At 74.0% G+C, this 17,437-nt stretch carries 14 protein-coding genes; 9 read left to right on the forward strand and 5 right to left on the reverse strand.

The genetic code is table 11. The features are described from left to right. Positions 1 to 85 precede the first annotated feature (85 nt). Positions 86 to 1,528 carry an MFS transporter gene (locus LG396_RS31860; RefSeq protein WP_225797411.1) on the forward strand — a complete coding sequence of 481 codons (1,443 nt, stop codon included), beginning with the start codon at positions 86 to 88 and terminating at the stop codon, positions 1,526 to 1,528. 3 nt (positions 1,529 to 1,531) lie between these two features. Here LG396_RS31860 and LG396_RS31865 read toward each other — a convergent pair whose 3' ends face one another. The 3 genes from LG396_RS31865 to LG396_RS31875 all read right to left on the reverse strand — a co-directional run bounded on the left by LG396_RS31865 (position 1,532) and on the right by LG396_RS31875 (position 5,827). Continuing rightward, positions 1,532 to 1,963 (reverse strand): nuclear transport factor 2 family protein, encoded by a 432-nt coding sequence (locus tag LG396_RS31865; protein WP_225797412.1) that lies wholly within the window; start codon positions 1,961 to 1,963, stop codon positions 1,532 to 1,534. Positions 1,964 to 2,790: 827 nt separating this feature from the next. Beyond that, positions 2,791 to 5,277 carry an FxSxx-COOH system tetratricopeptide repeat protein gene (fxsT, locus tag LG396_RS31870; protein ID WP_225797413.1) on the reverse strand — a complete coding sequence of 829 codons (2,487 nt, stop codon included), beginning with the start codon at positions 5,275 to 5,277 and terminating at the stop codon, positions 2,791 to 2,793. Between the two features lie 121 nt (positions 5,278 to 5,398). Next, positions 5,399 to 5,827: an ATP-binding protein gene (locus LG396_RS31875; RefSeq protein WP_225797414.1), complete on the reverse strand. Its 429-nt coding sequence runs from the start codon at positions 5,825 to 5,827 to the stop codon at positions 5,399 to 5,401. Positions 5,828 to 6,017: 190 nt separating this feature from the next. Here LG396_RS31875 and LG396_RS31880 point away from each other — a divergent pair, with 190 nt between their 5' ends. From LG396_RS31880 to LG396_RS31915, 8 genes are all read left to right on the forward strand, one after another. Next, the gene (locus tag LG396_RS31880; protein ID WP_037746201.1) at positions 6,018 to 6,848 is read left to right on the forward strand and encodes a helix-turn-helix domain-containing protein; all 831 of its coding nucleotides are present in this window, start codon (positions 6,018 to 6,020) and stop codon (positions 6,846 to 6,848) included. Next, positions 6,845 to 7,066 (forward strand): DUF397 domain-containing protein, encoded by a 222-nt coding sequence (locus LG396_RS31885; RefSeq protein ID WP_225797415.1) that lies wholly within the window; start codon positions 6,845 to 6,847, stop codon positions 7,064 to 7,066. The genes LG396_RS31880 and LG396_RS31885 overlap by 4 nt, the downstream gene beginning before the upstream one ends. A 69-nt stretch (positions 7,067 to 7,135) precedes the next feature. Continuing rightward, positions 7,136 to 9,904 (forward strand): hypothetical protein, encoded by a 2,769-nt coding sequence (locus LG396_RS31890; protein WP_225797416.1) that lies wholly within the window; start codon positions 7,136 to 7,138, stop codon positions 9,902 to 9,904. 80 nt (positions 9,905 to 9,984) lie between these two features. Beyond that, positions 9,985 to 10,980, forward strand: coding sequence for an aldo/keto reductase (locus LG396_RS31895; protein WP_225797417.1), 996 nt, complete (start codon positions 9,985 to 9,987; stop codon positions 10,978 to 10,980). A gap of 67 nt (positions 10,981 to 11,047) precedes the next feature. Beyond that, positions 11,048 to 12,844 (forward strand): molybdopterin-dependent oxidoreductase, encoded by a 1,797-nt coding sequence (locus LG396_RS31900; RefSeq protein ID WP_225797418.1) that lies wholly within the window; start codon positions 11,048 to 11,050, stop codon positions 12,842 to 12,844. A gap of 76 nt (positions 12,845 to 12,920) precedes the next feature. Further along, complete coding sequence (locus LG396_RS31905) at positions 12,921 to 13,595, forward strand: fasciclin domain-containing protein (RefSeq protein ID WP_225797419.1); 675 nt, start codon at positions 12,921 to 12,923, stop codon at positions 13,593 to 13,595. 96 nt (positions 13,596 to 13,691) lie between these two features. After that, positions 13,692 to 14,261, forward strand: coding sequence for an ECF RNA polymerase sigma factor SigK (gene sigK / locus LG396_RS31910; RefSeq protein ID WP_018838532.1), 570 nt, complete (start codon positions 13,692 to 13,694; stop codon positions 14,259 to 14,261). After that, positions 14,258 to 15,097: an anti-sigma factor gene (locus LG396_RS31915; RefSeq protein WP_225797420.1), complete on the forward strand. Its 840-nt coding sequence runs from the start codon at positions 14,258 to 14,260 to the stop codon at positions 15,095 to 15,097. Before sigK ends, LG396_RS31915 begins: the two co-directional genes overlap by 4 nt. Positions 15,098 to 15,462: 365 nt before the next feature. Here LG396_RS31915 and LG396_RS31920 read toward each other — a convergent pair whose 3' ends face one another. Then, the gene (locus tag LG396_RS31920; RefSeq protein ID WP_372483603.1) at positions 15,463 to 16,470 is read right to left on the reverse strand and encodes a ferric reductase-like transmembrane domain-containing protein; all 1,008 of its coding nucleotides are present in this window, start codon (positions 16,468 to 16,470) and stop codon (positions 15,463 to 15,465) included. Positions 16,471 to 16,654: 184 nt separating this feature from the next. Continuing rightward, entirely contained in the window at positions 16,655 to 17,428 is a 774-nt protein-coding gene (locus LG396_RS31925; protein WP_130456602.1) for a MerR family transcriptional regulator, read from the reverse strand. Between the last annotated feature and the right edge of the window lie 9 nt (positions 17,429 to 17,437).

The raw sequence follows: 17,437 nt of genomic DNA on the forward strand, positions 1-17,437 counted from the left end.
GCGTCGTGACCATGCCGATCGATCAGCCGCGCCACGGGCGCCACCGCACTGCCGACGACCCCTCCACTCGGACGGAGCGCCCGGCATGACCTCGGCACCGGCCACGGCCGCCGGCGGCGCCGAGACCGTGGGACGCCGGGGAGCGGCGCTGGTGGTCCTGTGCTTCGTACAGTTCATGCTCGTCCTGGACGACAACGTCGTGAGCGTCGCGCTCCCCAGCGTGCGCGACGACCTCGGCTTCGGCGCCGCCGGCCTGGCCTGGGTCGTCAACTCCTACTTCCTCGCCTTCGGCGGGCTGTTGCTGCTGTTCGGCCGCATGGCGGACCTGCTGGGCCGCAGGCGCGTCTTCCTGACCGGCGTGGCGCTGTTCGGCGCGGCGAGCCTGGTCTGCGGGCTGGCGCAGGAGCCGTGGCAGTTGGTGACGGGGCGGTTCGTGCAGGGCGCTGGGGCGGCCATGGCCAGCCCGGCCGCGCTGGCGCTGATCGCGCTCCTCTACCCGGGACCCCGGGAGCGGGCCAGGGCGTTCGGCATCTGGGGCGGGATAGCGGGGCTGGGCGGAACGGCGGGCCTGGTGATCTCCGGCGCGCTGACCGGCCTGGCGTCCTGGCGCTGGATCTTCCTGATCAACCTGCCCGTGGCCGTGGCGGCCATGGTGCTGCTCCCCCGCCTGGTCCCGGAGAGCCGGGCCGCGCGCACGGTACGTCTCGACGTCCCCGGTGCGGTACTGGGCACGGGTGCCGTGGTGTCCCTGGTCTACGGGCTGCTCCAGACCGGCGAGTCGAGCTGGACGGACACCGCCGCGACCGGGCCCCTGGTCCTCGCGGTGCTCCTGGCCGCCGCGTTCGTGGCAGTCGAAGCCCGGACCGCGGAGCCGCTGGTGCCGTTGGCGTTCCTGGCCTTCCGCTTCCGTGCGGTGGCGAACGGGACGACCCTGCTGTTCTCCGCCGCGATGTACGCGATGGCGTTCCTGCTGATGGTGCACCTGCAGACCGTGCTCGGCTACGACCCGCTCACGGCCGGCCTCGCCTATCTGCCGTACGGGGCGGGCATCCTGGCGGGCATGTGGCTCTCCGCCCGAGCGGTACGCAGGCTGGGCACCCGGCCGGCACTCGTCGCGTCGTTCCTGATCACCGCGGCCGGGATGCTGCTGCTGTCCGGCGTGGCACCGAGCGACGGCTACGCCACCGGCGTACTGCCGGGCATGCTCGTGACGAGCCTCGGGTGCGGACTGAGCCTGCCCGCCCTGACGGTGGCGGCGCTCAGCGGCACCACCGAGGAGGACGCGGGCCTCGGCTCGGCGGTGCTCAGCTCCGTACAACAGGTCGGCGGGGCGATAGGGGTGGCGGTCCTCGTCGCCCTGGCGACGCGCCGCCGCGACGCGCTGACCGCGGAACACGACCCGCTGCACGCGGCCACGGAGGGCTTCGCCCTCGCACTCACGGTCGCCGCGGTGCTCCTCACGGTTGGCGCGGTCCTGATAGCGACGCTGCTCGGGAGGAACACCGCCGCCGCGGCCCGGACCCGGTGACCTTCACGCCCGTTCCGCGTCGAAGGCCTGGGCGACGGCGAGGCTGTCCTCGTAGACATGGTGGCGGGTGACGAGACCGTCCTCGACGGTGAGATGGAGGGCGAACCGCGCACGGTACGGCCGTCCGGTGGGCCGGGCGGTCTGCCGGATCTCACCGAGGACGACGGCATGGTCCCCGTCGACGAGGATGCGCTCGACGGTGGTCGCGACCTCCTCCGGCACGTGGAACTCGCCGATCCGGCGGTAGTGGTCCGCGGCGTCGGCACGGGTGGAACGGTGCCGGATCCAGGGGGTGGCGGGACGGCCGTGCTCGGCTTCGGGCCAGTCGAGCTTCCAGTCGGCCCCGTCGGCGTACAGCTCGGCGATGCGCTCGGGATCGCCGTCGCCGATCCTGCGCAGCAGTTCCTGAACGACGTCGCGGGTGCTGGTGGACACGGATACCTCTTTGCGTTCGGTCCGCGTCTCGATTGCGCGGGGAGATCGCAAGCTTGCCCGCGGCGGCGGGGCCGGCGCGATTACCTGGGACGTAAGGGGGTGGTGCCGGGCGGACGAAATGGGGGCGAAACTCGGGACGGGCGGGCGTTTTGGGCAGATTTGCCGGGCAGACCACTGAGACTTCACACCGGCGGCGCGCATTCCGGGAAAGCCGACACTCGGACAGTCAGGATGCACGCGAACGAGCAAAAGTCAGCCCTCAGGACCGTTTTGCCCTGATTCACGGAGGGAGTTACCGCGAGTTACGACCGGATTCGTCCGCTACGGGCCCGGGCGGCCGGACCGCGGGCAGCGGGGGCCGCCGGCGACGGAGGAGGACCAGCGCCGCCGGGGGAAAACCCGGGCGGCGTGGGCGGCGGCGACGGAGGGGGACTCCGGTGGCCAACCCCCGTCCGCGGGGACGCCTCGGCGATCGGGCAGATCCGGCTCGGGTGGTCCGGCCCCCCGTCCGCGGGGGTCTGCCTCCGTAGGCACGGCGTTCGGGTGCCCGCTCCCCCTGGGCCACCCTTAGCTGCCGGTCTGTCACGGGCCGGAGTCCGGGGTCAAGGGTGGGGCGAAGCCCCATCGCGCAGCGACGTTCCCGCAGCGAAGCGGAGGGAACGCCCTTGACGCCGGACGCAGGCCCGACAATCGACAAGCGGGGTGGCCCGGGGGGAGCCCTGACGACACCGCTTCTCCCTTCGCCCCACCCCCGCACCCGGCGCACGCACGGGTCGGACCAGCCACGTTGCCGCCGAGTCCGTGCGGGGTGCGGCCCTGGGGCAGGGTCAGGGACGGGCACGCCGCCACGGCCATCGGCGCCGTTGGGTACGCGCGACCGCGGCCCGGGCCTCCGCGAGGTTGTTGCGGCTGGCGAGGGTGCGAGGGTGATCCGGACCCAGGACACGTTCGTGATCGGTGAGGGCCCGCTGATGAAGATCCGCCGCCTCCTGATAACGACCCAGCGCGAACAGGGAGGTGGCGAAGTCGCTGCGGCTGGCGAAGGTATGGGGGTGGTCCGGACCCAGGACACGTTCGTAGTCGGTGAGCGTCCGCTGATGAAGATCCGCCGCCTCCTGATAACGACCCAGCGTCCACAGGGCGGTGGCAAGGTTGTTGCGGCTGGCGAGGGTGCGCGGGTGATCCGGGCCCAGGACGCGTTCGTGATCGGTGAGCGTCCGCTGATGAAGATCCGCCGCCTCCTGATAACGACCCAGCGCGAACAGGGAGGTGGCAAGGTTGTTGCGGCTGGCGAAGGTTTGGGGGTGATCCGGACCCAGGACACGTTCGCGGTCGGCAAGGGCCCACTGATGAAGATCCGCCGCCTCCTGATAACGACCCAGCTCGTCGAGGGCGCTGGCGAGGTTGTCGCGGCTGGCGAAGGTTTGGGGGTGATCCGGACCCAGGACACGTTCGCGGTCGGTGAGCGTCCGCCGATGAAGATCCGCCGCCTCCTGATAACGACCCAGCTCGTATAGGGCGTTGGCCACGTTGTTGCGGCTGCCGAGGGTGTTGGGGTGATCCGGGCCCAGGACGCGTTCGTCGTCGGTGAGGGTCTGCCGGTGCAGGTCGGCGGCCTCCTGGTGACGGGCGAGTGAGTCCAGGGCGTTGGCGAGGTAGTGGCGGCCGGTGACGGTCTCGGGGTGATCCGGGCCCAGGTGGTGGGTCTCGGCATCCAGGACGCACTGGCGCAGGGGGTGTTCCTCCGTCGCGGCACCCGCGTCGTGGAGGGTGTCGGCGAGGTTGTCGAGCAGGTCGCGGTTGGTGGTGAAGTCGGCGTCTGAGGTGCGGTCGAGTAGGGCCGGGAGGTGGGCAGCGAGGAGGCGGGCGGTGGGCCAGCCGGCGCGGCCCGCGGCGGTGGTGTCGTGCACGGTTCGGGTGAGGTGGGCGTCGAGGGCGGCGTAGCAGGTGGTGCGGTCGGTGCTGGGGGGCGTGGTGAGCGCGATGACGTCGTGGACCACGGGATGCAGCACAACCTGCCCGACCGCAAGGGTCTCCCCCGGGGTGTTGATCAAGCCGTACTGGTGGAGCCCTGCGAGGGCGGCGTCGAGTTCGGCTGCGGTGACCGTGCGGCCGGTGGCGTCGGTGAGCAGGGCGGGGGTGAGAAGGGCACGGGGGACGGGTGCGGGTGCGAGGAGCGCGAGGAGGTACAGGGTGGGGTGGGCCAGGGTGTAGCCGTCGGTGTGGAGTTGGGTGAGGGAGAGGTCGAAGGTGTGCCGCACCACTGTGCGGGCGACTTCCTGATCGGCCGCCTGCGGGTGTTCTGCACCGACGAGGTCGCCGAACTCGGTGGCAAGGGCGTGCTCGTAGGCGGTGAAGGTGCGGTAGCGGCTGGTGGGGTTGGCCAGGTAGCGGCCCGCGGTCTCCAGCGCGAGCGGGAGCCCGCCGAGGCGTTCCCCGAGCGCGGCGGCCTCCTGCACGGTGCCGGCGCCGGGTGCGGCGTCACGTAGCACCTGACCGGAGGCGTCGTAAGCCAAGGGTTCGAGGGGGACGAGGCGGGCTCTCGGCCCCCAGGTGTCGGGCGCGCCGTCACGGGTGGTGACCACCAAGAGCCCCGCTCCGTCAGGACGTACCCACCCCCGGTAAGAACCAGGCGGCTCACTGCCCGGGCCGAGGCTGCGAGGGGTGTCGACGTTGTCGATCACGATCACCCACCCCCGTACCGCCGCCAAGTGCTCCCACACCACGTCGACAAGCGCGGCCTGGCCGCTCTGCGCGTCCTGAAGTCGGGGCTCGGCGAGTCCCAGTTCCTTGACCACGCGGGTGAGGTCATGGGCGAGGCGGGCGGCGTCGTCCTGCCACCGCACCCAGAACACCGCCCGCCCCTGCGCCTCGGCCTGTTGGGCGGCCTGGGCGGCAAGGGTGGTCTTGCCCAGCCCGCCCGTACCGCAGACCACGACCAGTCCGCCGTCCCGACCGGCCGCCATCTGCTCGATGTCGGCGAGCTGGCTGTCGCGGCCACGTACAGGGGCCGGAACGGCGGGAGCGCGGTACGAGGCATGAGCGGCGGCCTCCCGCACCCAACGCCCTCCCGCCCCACCGCCAACAGCGGCAGTGGGAAGGGCGGGAGCGGGCGAACGCAGGGTGAGCAGCGATACCGCGAGACCGACCAGGCCGGCGGCCCCGCCGATCACACTGGAGAGCTGATCCGCCGTGTCCAGCCCGATCCGTACGACCGCCCACGCGATCCCACCCGCCGCGAGGCCGCACACCGGCGCCCACACCAGCCGGGCGAGCATCCACCGCCACCGGCCCCGCCCCACATGCCTCGCCACGCCCGCAGCCCTCTCCACCCCTCGCTCATCCCGTACGCCGAGGATGCCCTCCGCCGTAGATCAGCGGGTATGGCCGGGGACTTCGGTATGCAGCCGTGACAGCACGAGGCGTGATCGATTGTCAGAGCGGGCGCCTACCCTTGGGTGGGTGTGAGGGGAGATGGGGGGTTGGTTCCGCGACCGGGACCTTGAACGTTGCCCAGACTGCCTTCCCCGGGCCGTTGCGCGGCGAAGTGCCCCAGTCGTCGGCCAGGGCCGCCACCAGGAGTAACCCCCGCCCCCGATCATCCGTGTCCGCGGGGGCGCACACATGCGGCTCCCCGCCCCCGGCGTCGTGCACCTCCACCTGAACGACATGCGGCTGCGCCACCACCCGTACGAGGAACCGGCGCCCCACGGGCGTATGCCGTAGCGCATTGGTCGCCAACTCCGAGACGCACACCCCGATGTCGTCCGCCCGATCGCCCGCGTCCGCCACACCGGCGACGAACTCGCGCGCCCTGCCTACCGAACGGGCGCTCCGGGCGAACATCCGCGACTGCGTGGTCATGGTCCTTACCTCGTTCCGGGTGAAGCCGTGTCGTAGTCCCCGTCCGCCCCCACGCCCGCCAATTCGTCAGTTCGTCCGATGCCCTGACCGGGGATCTACTACGTTGCGTAAGTACAGCGTTGCCCTCCGTTCCTGTTCTGCAACAGGTCTTTCTGTCCCCCGCCATCGCTGGAGAGACTGGAGTCGCACCATGTCCGCACGCCCTCGCGAACTCACCCCCGACCGAAGCGCCCGACACCTCTTCGGCGCGAAGATGCGCTCCCACCGCATGCGCGCGGGCATGAGCCTCGAAGCGCTGAACGACGTCGTGAACATCAGCCGCAGCCACCTGGCCCGCATCGAGACGGCACAAGCGATGCCGCCGCCGGATCTGCCGCCGCGGCTGGACGCCGCGTTCGGCACGGACGGGATCTTCCAGGAGCTGTACAAGCTCGCGGCGAAGGAGATCCACCCCGACCAGTTCAAACGCCGGATGGAACTTGAGGCGCGCGCCCAGGTAATCGGTGAGTACAGCAGCCAGATTGTGCCGGGTCTGCTCCAGACGGAGAGCTATGCGCGCGCCCAATTCACACAGGCCAACCCCTGGGCACCGGAAGACAGGATCGAGGAACTGGTCACTGCTCGCCTGAGTCGGCAGGCTGTCCTTTCCTCTGACACGTTGCTGGACTATTCCGCGGTGCTGGACGAGTCCATGTTCCGCCGGGGACTCGGCGGGCCGGAAGTGATGCGCGCACAGCTCGCACGCCTTGTGGAGCTGACGTTCACAAAGAGGACCATGGTCCAGGTCATCCCCTTCGACGTTGGGGGACATCCGCTGATTGGCGGCTCAATCATGCTGATGACCATGGAGAATGGCGCACGGGTCGCCTACGAAGAGAGCATCACTACCGGCACGTTGACGGAGGATCATCCGAGCGCCATCGAACGGCAGCGGGTATACGATCTCTTAAGGGCATCGGCCCTGTCGCCGGATGACTCGGCGGCCTTTATCCGGTCCGTCATGGAGGTACTTCCGACATGAGCACCACGCCTGACCTCTCCCCTACGGAATGGGTCAAGTCGAGCTACAGCGGGAACGGCGGGGGCAACTGTGTCGAGTGGGCTCCGGCTCACGTCACCTCAGGCGTCATCCCCGTCCGTGACAGCAAAGACCCACACGGCCCCACACTCACCTTCGCACCCACCGCCTGGACATCCTTCATCACCGCCGTCCGGCGCAACGAGTTCGGCGCCATCTGATCCTCCCTTCGACAGGCCCCCCGCCGCCCCGGCGGGGGGCCTGTCGAACGGCAGCGAGGGGGACCGGCTTTGGACGAGACGGCGGCGGGGCGGGAGCAGGCGCGGGGTGAGCGCCGGGCCGAGCGGCTGTTGCGGCGGGCCCGGGGACCCCGTGAGGTCAGCGCACGGGCACGGCGCGCCTGGCGGCGCTTGACGGACGAGGCGCTACGCGGCGAACCGGGGGCGTTGGCGGTGCTGAGCCGCGTCGCCCGTGAGCCCGAGCACCCGCGTACGCACCAGGCCAGAACCGTCGTCGCCGACCGGTGGGCCGCCACCGACGACCCCGGCCTGCGGCAGACCGTGCTCGACACCCGGGCGCTCGCCACGCCGCATTCGTTCGCGCGGCTGCGCACGGCCGCCCTGCACGGGCCGGAGCAACTGCGCGCCACCGGACGGGACTGGGCCGCGCACGCACCGGCGCTCCTTGCCGACCACGACAATGACGTCCGGAAGGCGGTCACCGAGCTGTGCCGCACCGCGGACACCTGGGCGACGAACAGGCTGTGGCCCCAGTCGGTCTCCCGCGGCGCCCCCGACGTCGGCCCGCTCGTGACGGACGAGCGGCTGTTCGACATTCTCTTGACCTGCCCCTCTGTACCGCCGCCGATAGAACTGGACATGCTCTGGAAGGGTTTCCTCCAGCGCATACCCGCGGGTGGGCTGCCGGCGCGCGCGCCCCGCAGGCGCCTGCTGCCCGCCCTGACCGGCTGGGGTCGCGAGGCTCCTTCCCCGGACAGGCGGGCCCTGAGCCGCGTGGTGGTGGAGCCGGATACCGCGCGGTTGCTGGCCCACGACGGGACCCGGCAGGCACTCATCGAGGCGGCCGGGTACGCGGACGACCACCCGCTCGCGGCGGTCGCGCGGGAACGGATCCTCGCCCTGCGCGAACGATCCCCCGCACCGCGCAGGGTCGAGGACGACTCCGACCTCGGTGTCCTCTCCGACCTCGCCGACTTCGTCGACGAACTGTGCGCGTACGCCCTCGAACCTCGCCGCGACCTCCTCCGCTGGTGCGTCACCCACCACCTCGCCCCCTCCCACCGCGACCCCGCCCGCCGCGCCGCCTTCCTTCTCCACACCGACCAGCCGCCCGACATACAGGCCCGTACGGCGCGCTGGACCGCCGGGCCGGGGCTGGCGCAGATGGTGCTCGGGGCGGCCGACGGTGAGGAGCGGGCGCGGCGGGTCGACGGGCTGACCGACGCGGAGTTGACGCACCTCGCCGGGTGGCTCGACGACGAGGACCGGCTCGCGGACCTGTGGCAGCTCGTACGCGACCTCCCCCTCGCCCGCGGCCACCGGCTGGTGCCCCTCCTCGCCGCCCGCCAGGCGGCGGATACCCCTCCGGCCGACGCCACCGGACGCACCCCCCGCGACCGCCCCGACCCCCGCGACGGCGCCGCCTCCCACCCCCGCGACGCCTGGCGGCCCGGCGACGAGGCCGGGCGGCGGCTGCTGGCCCTGCTCCGCGGCATCGACCCCGGAACGCTCGCCGCCGGCCTCGCCGCCCTCGAACGCGACTGGCCCGCCGGCTACCACCTGGCCCGTATCCGCTTCCGCGGCCGGGTCAACGACCTGTCCTTCGCCCCGGACGCGCCGCTGCTCGCCGTCGCGACCAGCAACCGCGCGGCGGGCGTGATCGACCTGCACCGGGGGGAGCTGGCCGAGCGGTACGACGGATTCGCGTCGTCGGTGGGGCACTTGGCGCACCTGGGCGGCGAGGCGTTCGTCGCGGCGGAGCGGACGAGCACCGCGTTCCAGCCGTCCCGGCTGCTGCACTGCGCGGGCGGGCGGAGCCGGGTGCTGCGGGAGTTGCCGGGGGCCGTGACGTCGCTGGAGGCATGGGGGGCGGGGCGGTTCGTCGCCGGTACGCGGTCGGGGCACCTGCTGTTCGGCGGCCCGGCGGACGCGGGTGCCGGCGAGGGCGCGGACGGCGGGGTCGAGGACGGCCTACCGTTGCCGGAGCCGAGCGAGGTGTCCGTCGCCGCGTGGGGCCTGGACCCCGGTGCTGATTGGCCGCGCGCGCTGGCCGCGGACGCGTACACGGGACGGCTGGCGGTCTGCGGACGCCGGTTGCTGCTCGTCGAGTTGAACGGGGACCGGGACCGGGACCGGGGCGCGGACGCGGATGCGGCGCAGGGCACGGCGGCGGGCCCGGAATCGGTCACCGGTCCGCGCCCCGGCGCCATCCCCACCCCCCGGGTCCTCGCCAGAGGCACCCGCCCCCGCGTCACCACCCGCGCCGTCCTCGCAGGACCCGCCGCCCTCGCCGTCCACGAGCAGCGCCGCGGCGTCGTCGAGGTGCTCCGGCCGGAGGTCGGGGCGCTGCCGTCGGCCGGGTCCGTCGACGGCGTCACGGCGATGACCGCGCTGCCGGGCCGCGGGCAGCTCGCGATCGTGGACGACGACTGGCGGCTGCGCCTGCTCGACGCCGCCACCCTCGCGCCCCGCCCCGGCGTGATGCCGGAGCCCCCGGCTTCGCCCAGCCGGTACATGCTCGGGCCCGTGACCAGCCTGCACGCCTCCCCCGACGGCGGGTTGCTCGCCGCGGGGTACGCGGGCGGCATCACCGACCTGTACGACCTGCGCCACGCGGAGATCCCCTCCCTCGCCACCCGCCCGCTCGCCTACGCGCGACCCGCCCATGTCGACGCCCTGCTCGCCGCCCTCGACGCGCCGGGGCTGACGCGGCCGGTGCGCGAGGTGCTGCGGTTGCTGCTGGCGCAAGTGTCGTACCGCTGCCCGCGGGACGGCGACGCGGCGACACTGAGCACGGGCGGCTACGACATCGCGCTGTGACGGCGAACCCACCGCGCCCCGCCACCGCCACCACCCGGACTCCGCCGAACACCGCCGCACCACCCCGAGAGGAGCCGCCCGTGCGACCGGACGAAGTCGTACCCCTGGGACGTACCGACGTCTCCGTCACCCGCCTCGGCCTCGGACTCGCCTCCATCGGCGGCCTGTTCGCACCCGTCTCCGACGCGGACGCCGCGCGCACCGTCGACGCCGCCTGGGACGCCGGCGTCCGGCTCTTCGACACCGCGCCCGTCTACGGGTACGGGCTCTCCGAACGCCGCGCCGGCGCCGCGCTCGCGCCCCGCCCGCGCGGGGCGTACGCGCTGTGCACGAAGGTCGGCCGGCTCATCGTGCCCGGCGGCACCGACACGCAGCCGATCTGGGCCGACCCGCCGCCCGGCGTCGGGCCGCGGCGGGACTACTCGTACCGCGGTGTCATGCGCTCTGTCGAGGACAGCCTGGGGCGGCTCGGGCTGGACCGGATCGACGTGCTGCACGTCCACGACCCGGACGAGGACTTCCCCGTCGCCGTCACCGACGCCTACCGGGCGCTGACGGAACTCCGCGCGCGCGGCACGGTCGGCGCGGTGTCGATCGGCGTCAACCACGCGCCGGTGGCGGCGCGTTACCTCCGCGAGGCGGCGGCGCCGGGGCCGGACTGCGTGATGCTCGCGGGCCGGTACAACCTGCTGGACCACACGGGGCTCGACGAGCTGCTGCCGCTGTGCGCGGCGCGCGGGGTCGCGGTGCTGGCGGCGGGCGTCTACCAGTCCGGCCTGCTCACGGACCCCCGCCCGGACGCCCCCCACGGCTACGCGACGATCCCCGCCGCCCTCGCCGAGCGCGTCACGGCTTGGCGCACCCTCTGCGACCGCCACGGCGTGCCCCCGACGGCGGCCGCGCTCGCCTTCCCGTTCGGGCACCCGGCGGTGACGGGCGTGGTGGTCGGCGCCCGCACGCCGGCGGAGGTGGCCGGCACGGCGACCGCGTTCACCCACCCGATCCCGGAAGCCCTCTGGACCACGGCCAGGTCCACGGGCCTGCTGCCCCCGCACGTCCCCACACCCGGGGGCTGAAAGGGACGCGCGAGCCGGGTTCGAAACTCGGACCAATCCGCGGCCGGGGCGGCGTCGAATGGGGGGTGTGAGGAGCCCACTGCGATCCGATGCCCGCCGCGCCCGGCGCACCGCCGCGCGCACCGCCGCCGGCCGCACCGCCGCCGCGCCGGTCCGCCCCGCGCGTACCACCGCGGTGCTTGCCGCCGCCGGGGTGTGCGGGCTGGTCGCCGCCGGGGCGGCGTTGGGGGTCGCCGAGTCGGCGGCCGTCGGGGTGCGGGTCGAGGCGGCGCCGTTGAACGCCGTGGGGGCGGCCGTCGTCGACGCGACACCGGCCGCCGTCAAGGACTGGGCGATCCGGAACTTCGGCGAGGACGACAAGCTCGTCCTCAAGTCGGGCGTGCTCGTGCTGCTGACGCTCTTCGCCCTGGCGCTCGGCGCGCTGACGCTGCGGATGCGGCGCACCGGATCGGCCGGCGTGCTCGCCTTCGGCGTCCTGGGCGCCGCCGCCGCGCTGAGCCGGCCCGGGCTGGGCGCCGGGCCCGCGGACGCGCTGCCGTCGGCGGCCGGGGCGGTGGTGGGCGCGGGGGTCCTCTACGGGCTGTCCGGACTCCTTCGTCCTCCCGGTGGCGAGCGGCATCCACCGAGTGCTCCCGGGCAGTCGGATGCATCCGACACGGACGGCGCGGACGGCGCGGACGGCCCGGACGCCGCGGACGAATCCGACGACCCGGGCCGTCTGCCCGGCGCCGACGCCGCCCCCGCCTCCCCCGGCTCCGCACCCCCGCAACCCCCCTTCGACCGCCGCCGGTTCGCCCTCGCCGCCGCCACCGCCGCCGCCGCGTCCGGCGGGGCCTGGGTGCTCGGGCGGGAGTTGCGTGCCGGGCGGGCCGCCGAGGCGGTGGCCTCGCGGGACCGGCTCCGGCTGCCCGAGCCCGCGTCCGCCGCGCCACCGGTGCCGCCCGGTGCCGACCTCGGCATCGACGGCGTCCCCCCGTTCCTCACCCCCAGCGGCGACTTCTACCGCGTCGACACCGCCCTCGTCGTCCCCCGGGTCGACGCCGCGTCCTGGCGCCTGCGCATCCACGGCGACGGCGTCCCCCGCGAACTCTCCCTCCGCTTCGCCGACCTGCTCCGCCGCGACCTGATCGAGCGGCACGTCACCCTCACCTGCGTCTCCAACGAGGTCGGCGGCTCGTACGTCGGCAACGCCCGCTGGATCGGCGTCCCCCTGGCGCCCCTCCTGCGCGAGGCCGGCGTCCGGCCGCCCTCGCGCGGCGGCCCCGCGGACCAGCTCGTCGCCCGCTCCGTGGAGGGCATGACCATCGGCACCCCCGTCGAAACGGTCATGGACGGCCGCGACGCCATGCTCGCGGTGGGCATGAACGGCGAGCCGCTGCCCTTCGACCACGGCTTCCCCGTACGCATGCTGGTGCCCGGCCTCTACGGCTACGTCTCCGCCTGCAAGTGGCTGACCGAGCTGGAGCTGACCACCTTCGACGCCTACGACCCGTACTGGGTCCGGCGCGACTGGGCCGCCCGGGCGCCGATCAAGACCCAGTCCCGTATCGACACCCCCCGGCCCCTGGCCACCGTCGAGGCCGGGCGGGTACCGGTCGCCGGCGTCGCGTGGGCGCAGCACCGCGGCGTCGAGCGCGTCGAGGTCCGGGTCGACGGCGGCCCGTGGCGGCGGGCCCGGCTCGCGGCCGAGGACAGCGTCGACACCTGGCGCCAGTGGGTGTGGACGTGGGACGCGGAACCCGGCTCCCACACCCTCCAGGTACGTGCCACCGACCGCGGCGGCGACGTGCAGACCGCCGCCCGCGCGCCGGTCCTGCCCGACGGCGCCACCGGCAGGCACTCGGTGGTGGTCGACGTCGTCTGACCCGCCCCCGCGCGCCTGCACGCGCCCCCGACCCTCAACCCCGCACCACATCAACCCTCAAGGAGATCGATTCACCATGCGCGCTTTCACCCGCACCACCCCCACCACCCGCACCCGTCGCGTCGCCGTCGCCCTCACCGCCGCCGCCGTACTCCCGCTGTCCCTCGCCGCCTGCGGCGACGACGGCGACAACGGCGACGGCAAGGACAAGTCCGCGAGCGACAGCGCGTCCCGGTCCGAGAAGTCCGACGACGCCGCCGAGAGCCCCGCCGGCTCCTCCGGGCCCTTCGGCCCCGCCTGCGCGGCCGTCCCCCAGGACGGCGCCGGCAGCTTCGACGGCATGGCCCAGGACCCCGTGGCCACCGCCGCGTCGAACAACCCGGAGCTGTCGACCCTCGTCACCGCGGTCAAGAAGGCCGGCCTCGTGGACACCCTCAACAGCGCCCAGGACATCACCGTCTTCGCGCCCACGAACGACGCCTTCGCCGCGATCCCCCAGAAGGACCTGGACGCCGTGCTGGCCGACAAGGAGAAGCTCACCGAGATCCTCACGTACCACGTGGTGGGCCAGAAGCTCACGCCCGAGCAGCTCCGCAGCGGCACGTACCCCACGCTGCAGAAGAGCGAGCTGACCACCGCCGGGTCCGGCGAGGACTACACCGTCAACGACTCCTCGAAGGTCGTCTGCGGCAACGTGCCCACGGCGAACGCCACCGTCTACCTCGTGGACACCGTCCTGATGCCGAAGTGAGCACATGACGCGCTTCGTACGTGAGCAGATGAGCAAGTGAGCACGCTGCCGAAGGAGTCCCGAAGGAGTCCCGTGCGATCAACCGACGTAGCCGGGGTGCCGGCGTCGCCAGAACCGGGCGAGAGCACCGCGGAGGAGCTGTTGTCCCGGGTCGCACGGGGCGACCGCGAGGCGTTCAGCGACGTGTACGACGCGCTGAGCGGGCCCGTGCTCGGGCTGGTGCGCTCCGTGGTCCGCGATCCGGCGCAGTCCGAGGAGGTGATGCAGGACGTGATGGTCGAGGTGTGGCGCACCGCGGCGCGGTTCCGGCCGGAGCGCGGCAGCGCGCGGAGCTGGGTGCTCACGCTCGCGCACCGGCGGGCGGTGGACCGGGTGCGGTCGGCGCAGGCCGCGGCGGAGCGGGAGCAGAAGGCGGCGCTGCTGGCGCGGACTCCGGCGTTCGACGAGGTGAGCGAGCAGGTGGAGGGGCGGCTCGAACGGGTGCAGGTGCGCCGTTGCCTGCGGATGCTCACGGAGTTGCAGCGGGAGGCGGTGACGCTGGCGTACTACCGCGGACTGACGTACCGGGAGGTCGCCGGGCTGCTGTCGCTGCCGCTGGGGACGGTCAAGACGCGGCTGCGCGACGGGCTGATCCGGCTGCGGGACTGCCTGGGGGTGGGGACGTGACGGGGGCCGGCGCCGGCGCCGACCACGCGCTCGGTGCGGCGCACTCCGCCCACACCGCCACCGGGGCGTACGTCCTGCACGCGCTGCCGCCGCCGGAACGGGCCCTCTTCGAGGAGCACATGGCGCTCTGCGAGGCGTGCGCGGTGGAGGTACGGGAGCTGGCGGAGACCGCGGCCCGGCTGGGCACGGCGGTCGCCGCGCGGCCGGCGCCGGGGCTGAAGACGGAGGTGCTTCGGCGGATCGAGACCGTACGGCAGGAGCCGCCGTCCGTCGACGGCGGCCGGGCGGCGGACGCCGGTGGCGGCGCGCCGCGGGTACGGCGCCGCCGGGGCGCCGCCGTCCGGGGGGCCGGGCGCTGGTCGCTGGCGGCGTGCCTCGCGGCGGCGGCCGGGCTCGGCGGGGTCGCCGTGTGGCAGCAGCAGGAGGCCGAGGACGCGCGGTCGGCGGCGCGGGAGGCGGAGCGGAGCTCCGCCGAGGTGACCGCGGTGCTGGCGGCCCCGGACGCGAAGGCCGCCTCCGGGCGGCTGAGCGGGGACGCGACGGGCACGGTGGTCGTGTCCCGGGAGCGGGACCGGGCGGTGTTCGTTGCGGCGGGTCTGCCGGAGTTGCCGGAGGGCCGGGTGTATCAACTCTGGTTCGCGGACGAGGGGGACGGTGCGGGTGGCGGTGGCGGCGAGGAGATGCGGCCGGCGGGGCTGCTCGACGGCGACGGCGGCGCGGTGCTCATGGACGGCCGGGTGGCGGACGCCTCCGGCATGGGCGTCACGGTCGAACCGACCGGCGGCTCCGCACGCCCCACCACGAAGCCGATCGCGGCGATGAAGCTGCCGGCGTGAGCACGGACCGCGCGTCCGCGCGTCCGCGCGGGCACGGTCACGGGCCGCGCGGACACGCGGGCGCGGGCACGAGTCCGCCCGTCCGCGCAGGCGCGGGTACGGGCCGCGCAGACGCACATGCTTCCGGTACGGGCCGCGCGGACACACGAGCGGGGGCGCGGGCCCGAGGCCGCGCGTCCGCGCAGGCGCCGGCACACAGGCACCGGCCCCGCGGACACGCGGACACGCGGACACGCGGACACGCGGACACGCGGACACGCGGGCCTCGCAGGCACGCGGGCCTCGCGGACGCACACCCGCTGCCCGCCTGAGCGCGTCGCCGGCGGGGCCCCCACGGCCCCGCCGGCGGCGTTCCGTCCGCCCGCTCAGCCCGTCCCCGCCTCCGCCGTCGCCTCCTCGCCCCGCCTCCGCTCCGCGGCGGTACGCCCCTCCACCGCCGACGGCCGCAGCCGGTGCATCACCGCCACCACTGCCAGCGTCAGCACCAGCAACCCCGTCCAGATCACCCACTGATCGGGCCACACCTCCGGCGACGCCCCGTCCGGTGTGCGGCCGCCGTCCACGCCCGTGGCGACCACCGCCGCCAGGCCCGCGACCGTCGCGACCACCGCCAGGCGGCCCGCCGCGCGGGCGGTCAGCGGCAGGGGGCGGGCGCGGCGGGGGCCGCGGAGGTGGAGGTGTTCGCTGGGGCGGGCGGGGGCCAGGAGGCGCAGGAGGAGCATCGCGGCGATGGGCATCTGGAGGGCCCAGACCAGGGTGCGGAAGGTGCCGTCGTACCAGACGTTCGTGCCGTACAGCAGCGTGTGCCAGACGCTCAGCACGTAGACGACGATGATGAAGCGGTGCAGCGCGCGCCACATGCGCGAACCGGTCCGCTGGCGCAGGTAGTACGCCAGGCCCAGCGGGATCGCGAGGTAGAACGCGAGCAGGCCGATGAGGATGGCGATGCGGCCGGTGCCCGTGGTGTAGCCGCCGGGTATGAAGACCTTGACGGTGGCGTCCCACACCCGGCCGGGCCAGGTCGCCCCGCCCTCGTTGCCGCGGACCTCCTCCAGGAAGAACATCAGCGCGTGCATGAACATCAGCGCGATCGTCGTCAGGCTGGTGGTCCGGTGCAGCTTCTCCAGTCCGGCGGGCGGGAGCCACCGGGCTCTCGGGCGCGGGCCGGTGCGCAGGAGGCTGAAGACGATGGTGATCCACGCCCACAGCAGGCCGGACCAGCCGAACGCCTGGCAGAGCCAGTACATCCAGTACTTGTCGGCGTCGGCGAGCATCGGCATCACCTGGAGGGTCGCCGACGAGCCGTTGTCCACGCGGACGTAGAGCCAGACGAATATCGCGCCGGTGACGACGAGCGAGATGCCCGCGTCCACTCCGGCGGCCCGGATGTCGGCCTTCAGCCCGGTCCAGTCGAACCACCCGCCGGTGCGGCCATCTGTCCGGCCGGCCGTTCGGGGTCCGGACTTTTCGGGCAGCCCTGATCGACGAACCACTGCCATCTGTTGCCTCCTGAGTCCCGTCGACCCCGGGTGATGTGTACCCATCACCCACGAGAGATCAACGCGGATCCACGGGCTCCAGCCGCGTCCACCCCGTCCAACCCCGCTCGCGCAGCAGCTCGATGAGCCGCCGCCCCGGCGGCGCCGCCTCGAAGGCCAGCTTGTCCATCAGCTCCGCGAGCGGCGGTGCGAGGTCGACGTCGGCGACGTAGTCCTGCCCCCGTTCCGCCGTGAGGCGGGCGAGGTACGCGGCGAGGTCGTCGGCCAGGACGGTCAGGCGGGGGTCGTCGGGTGCCCAGTCGAGGGCGTGGCCGAGGGTGCGGTAGAAGTCGAGGAGTTGGGAGTCGTCGAGCTGGGACCGCTTACGGGCCAGCCACTCCGGTACGCGGTCGGGGGCGTGGGCCGCGAGGGGGATCCAGCCCTCGCGCTCGACCGCGACGATCCGCTCGTCGACGCCCAGTTCGCGCAGCCGGTCGAGGAACGCCACGACCTCCGCCGGCAGGGCGAGGCTGTCGCCGGCCGTGAGCCGGGCGATGCGGCGGCGGGTCTCCCGGCGGGCGCGGATCTCGGCCCGCAGCCGCCGGTCGATGTCCGCGACCGCCGCCGCGAACTCCGCCTCGTCGGCGCGCAGCAGCTCCCGTACCCGGGCCAGCGGGACGCCGGCCTCGGCGAGGGTGCGGATGCGGATCAGCTCGACCACGGCGGCGGCGTCGTAGCGGCGGTAGCCGGAGTGGTCCCGGTCCGGCTCGGGGAGCAGGCCCTTGGCGTGGTAGTGCCGGACCGCGCGCACCGTCACGCCCGCGTACGACGCGAGTTCGCCGATGGTCAGCATCAGGGCAGC

Origin of the sequence: Streptomyces aculeolatus (genome assembly GCF_020400605.1) — a bacterium.
Taxonomy (GTDB): Bacteria; Actinomycetota; Actinomycetes; order Streptomycetales; family Streptomycetaceae; genus Streptomyces; species Streptomyces aculeolatus.

Bases quoted from the DNA above. Each gene is read 5' to 3' on its own strand.
- LG396_RS31860 (WP_225797411.1), top strand. From the start codon at position 86: ATGACCTCGGCACCGGCCACGGCCGCCGGCGGCGCCGAGACCGTGGGA.
- LG396_RS31875 (WP_225797414.1), bottom strand. From the start codon at position 5,827: ATGACCACGCAGTCGCGGATGTTCGCCCGGAGCGCCCGTTCGGTAGGC.
- LG396_RS31880 (WP_037746201.1), top strand. From the start codon at position 6,018: ATGTCCGCACGCCCTCGCGAACTCACCCCCGACCGAAGCGCCCGACAC.
- LG396_RS31885 (WP_225797415.1), top strand. From the start codon at position 6,845: ATGAGCACCACGCCTGACCTCTCCCCTACGGAATGGGTCAAGTCGAGC.
- LG396_RS31905 (WP_225797419.1), top strand. From the start codon at position 12,921: ATGCGCGCTTTCACCCGCACCACCCCCACCACCCGCACCCGTCGCGTC.
- LG396_RS31925 (WP_130456602.1), bottom strand. From the start codon at position 17,428: ATGCTGACCATCGGCGAACTCGCGTCGTACGCGGGCGTGACGGTGCGC.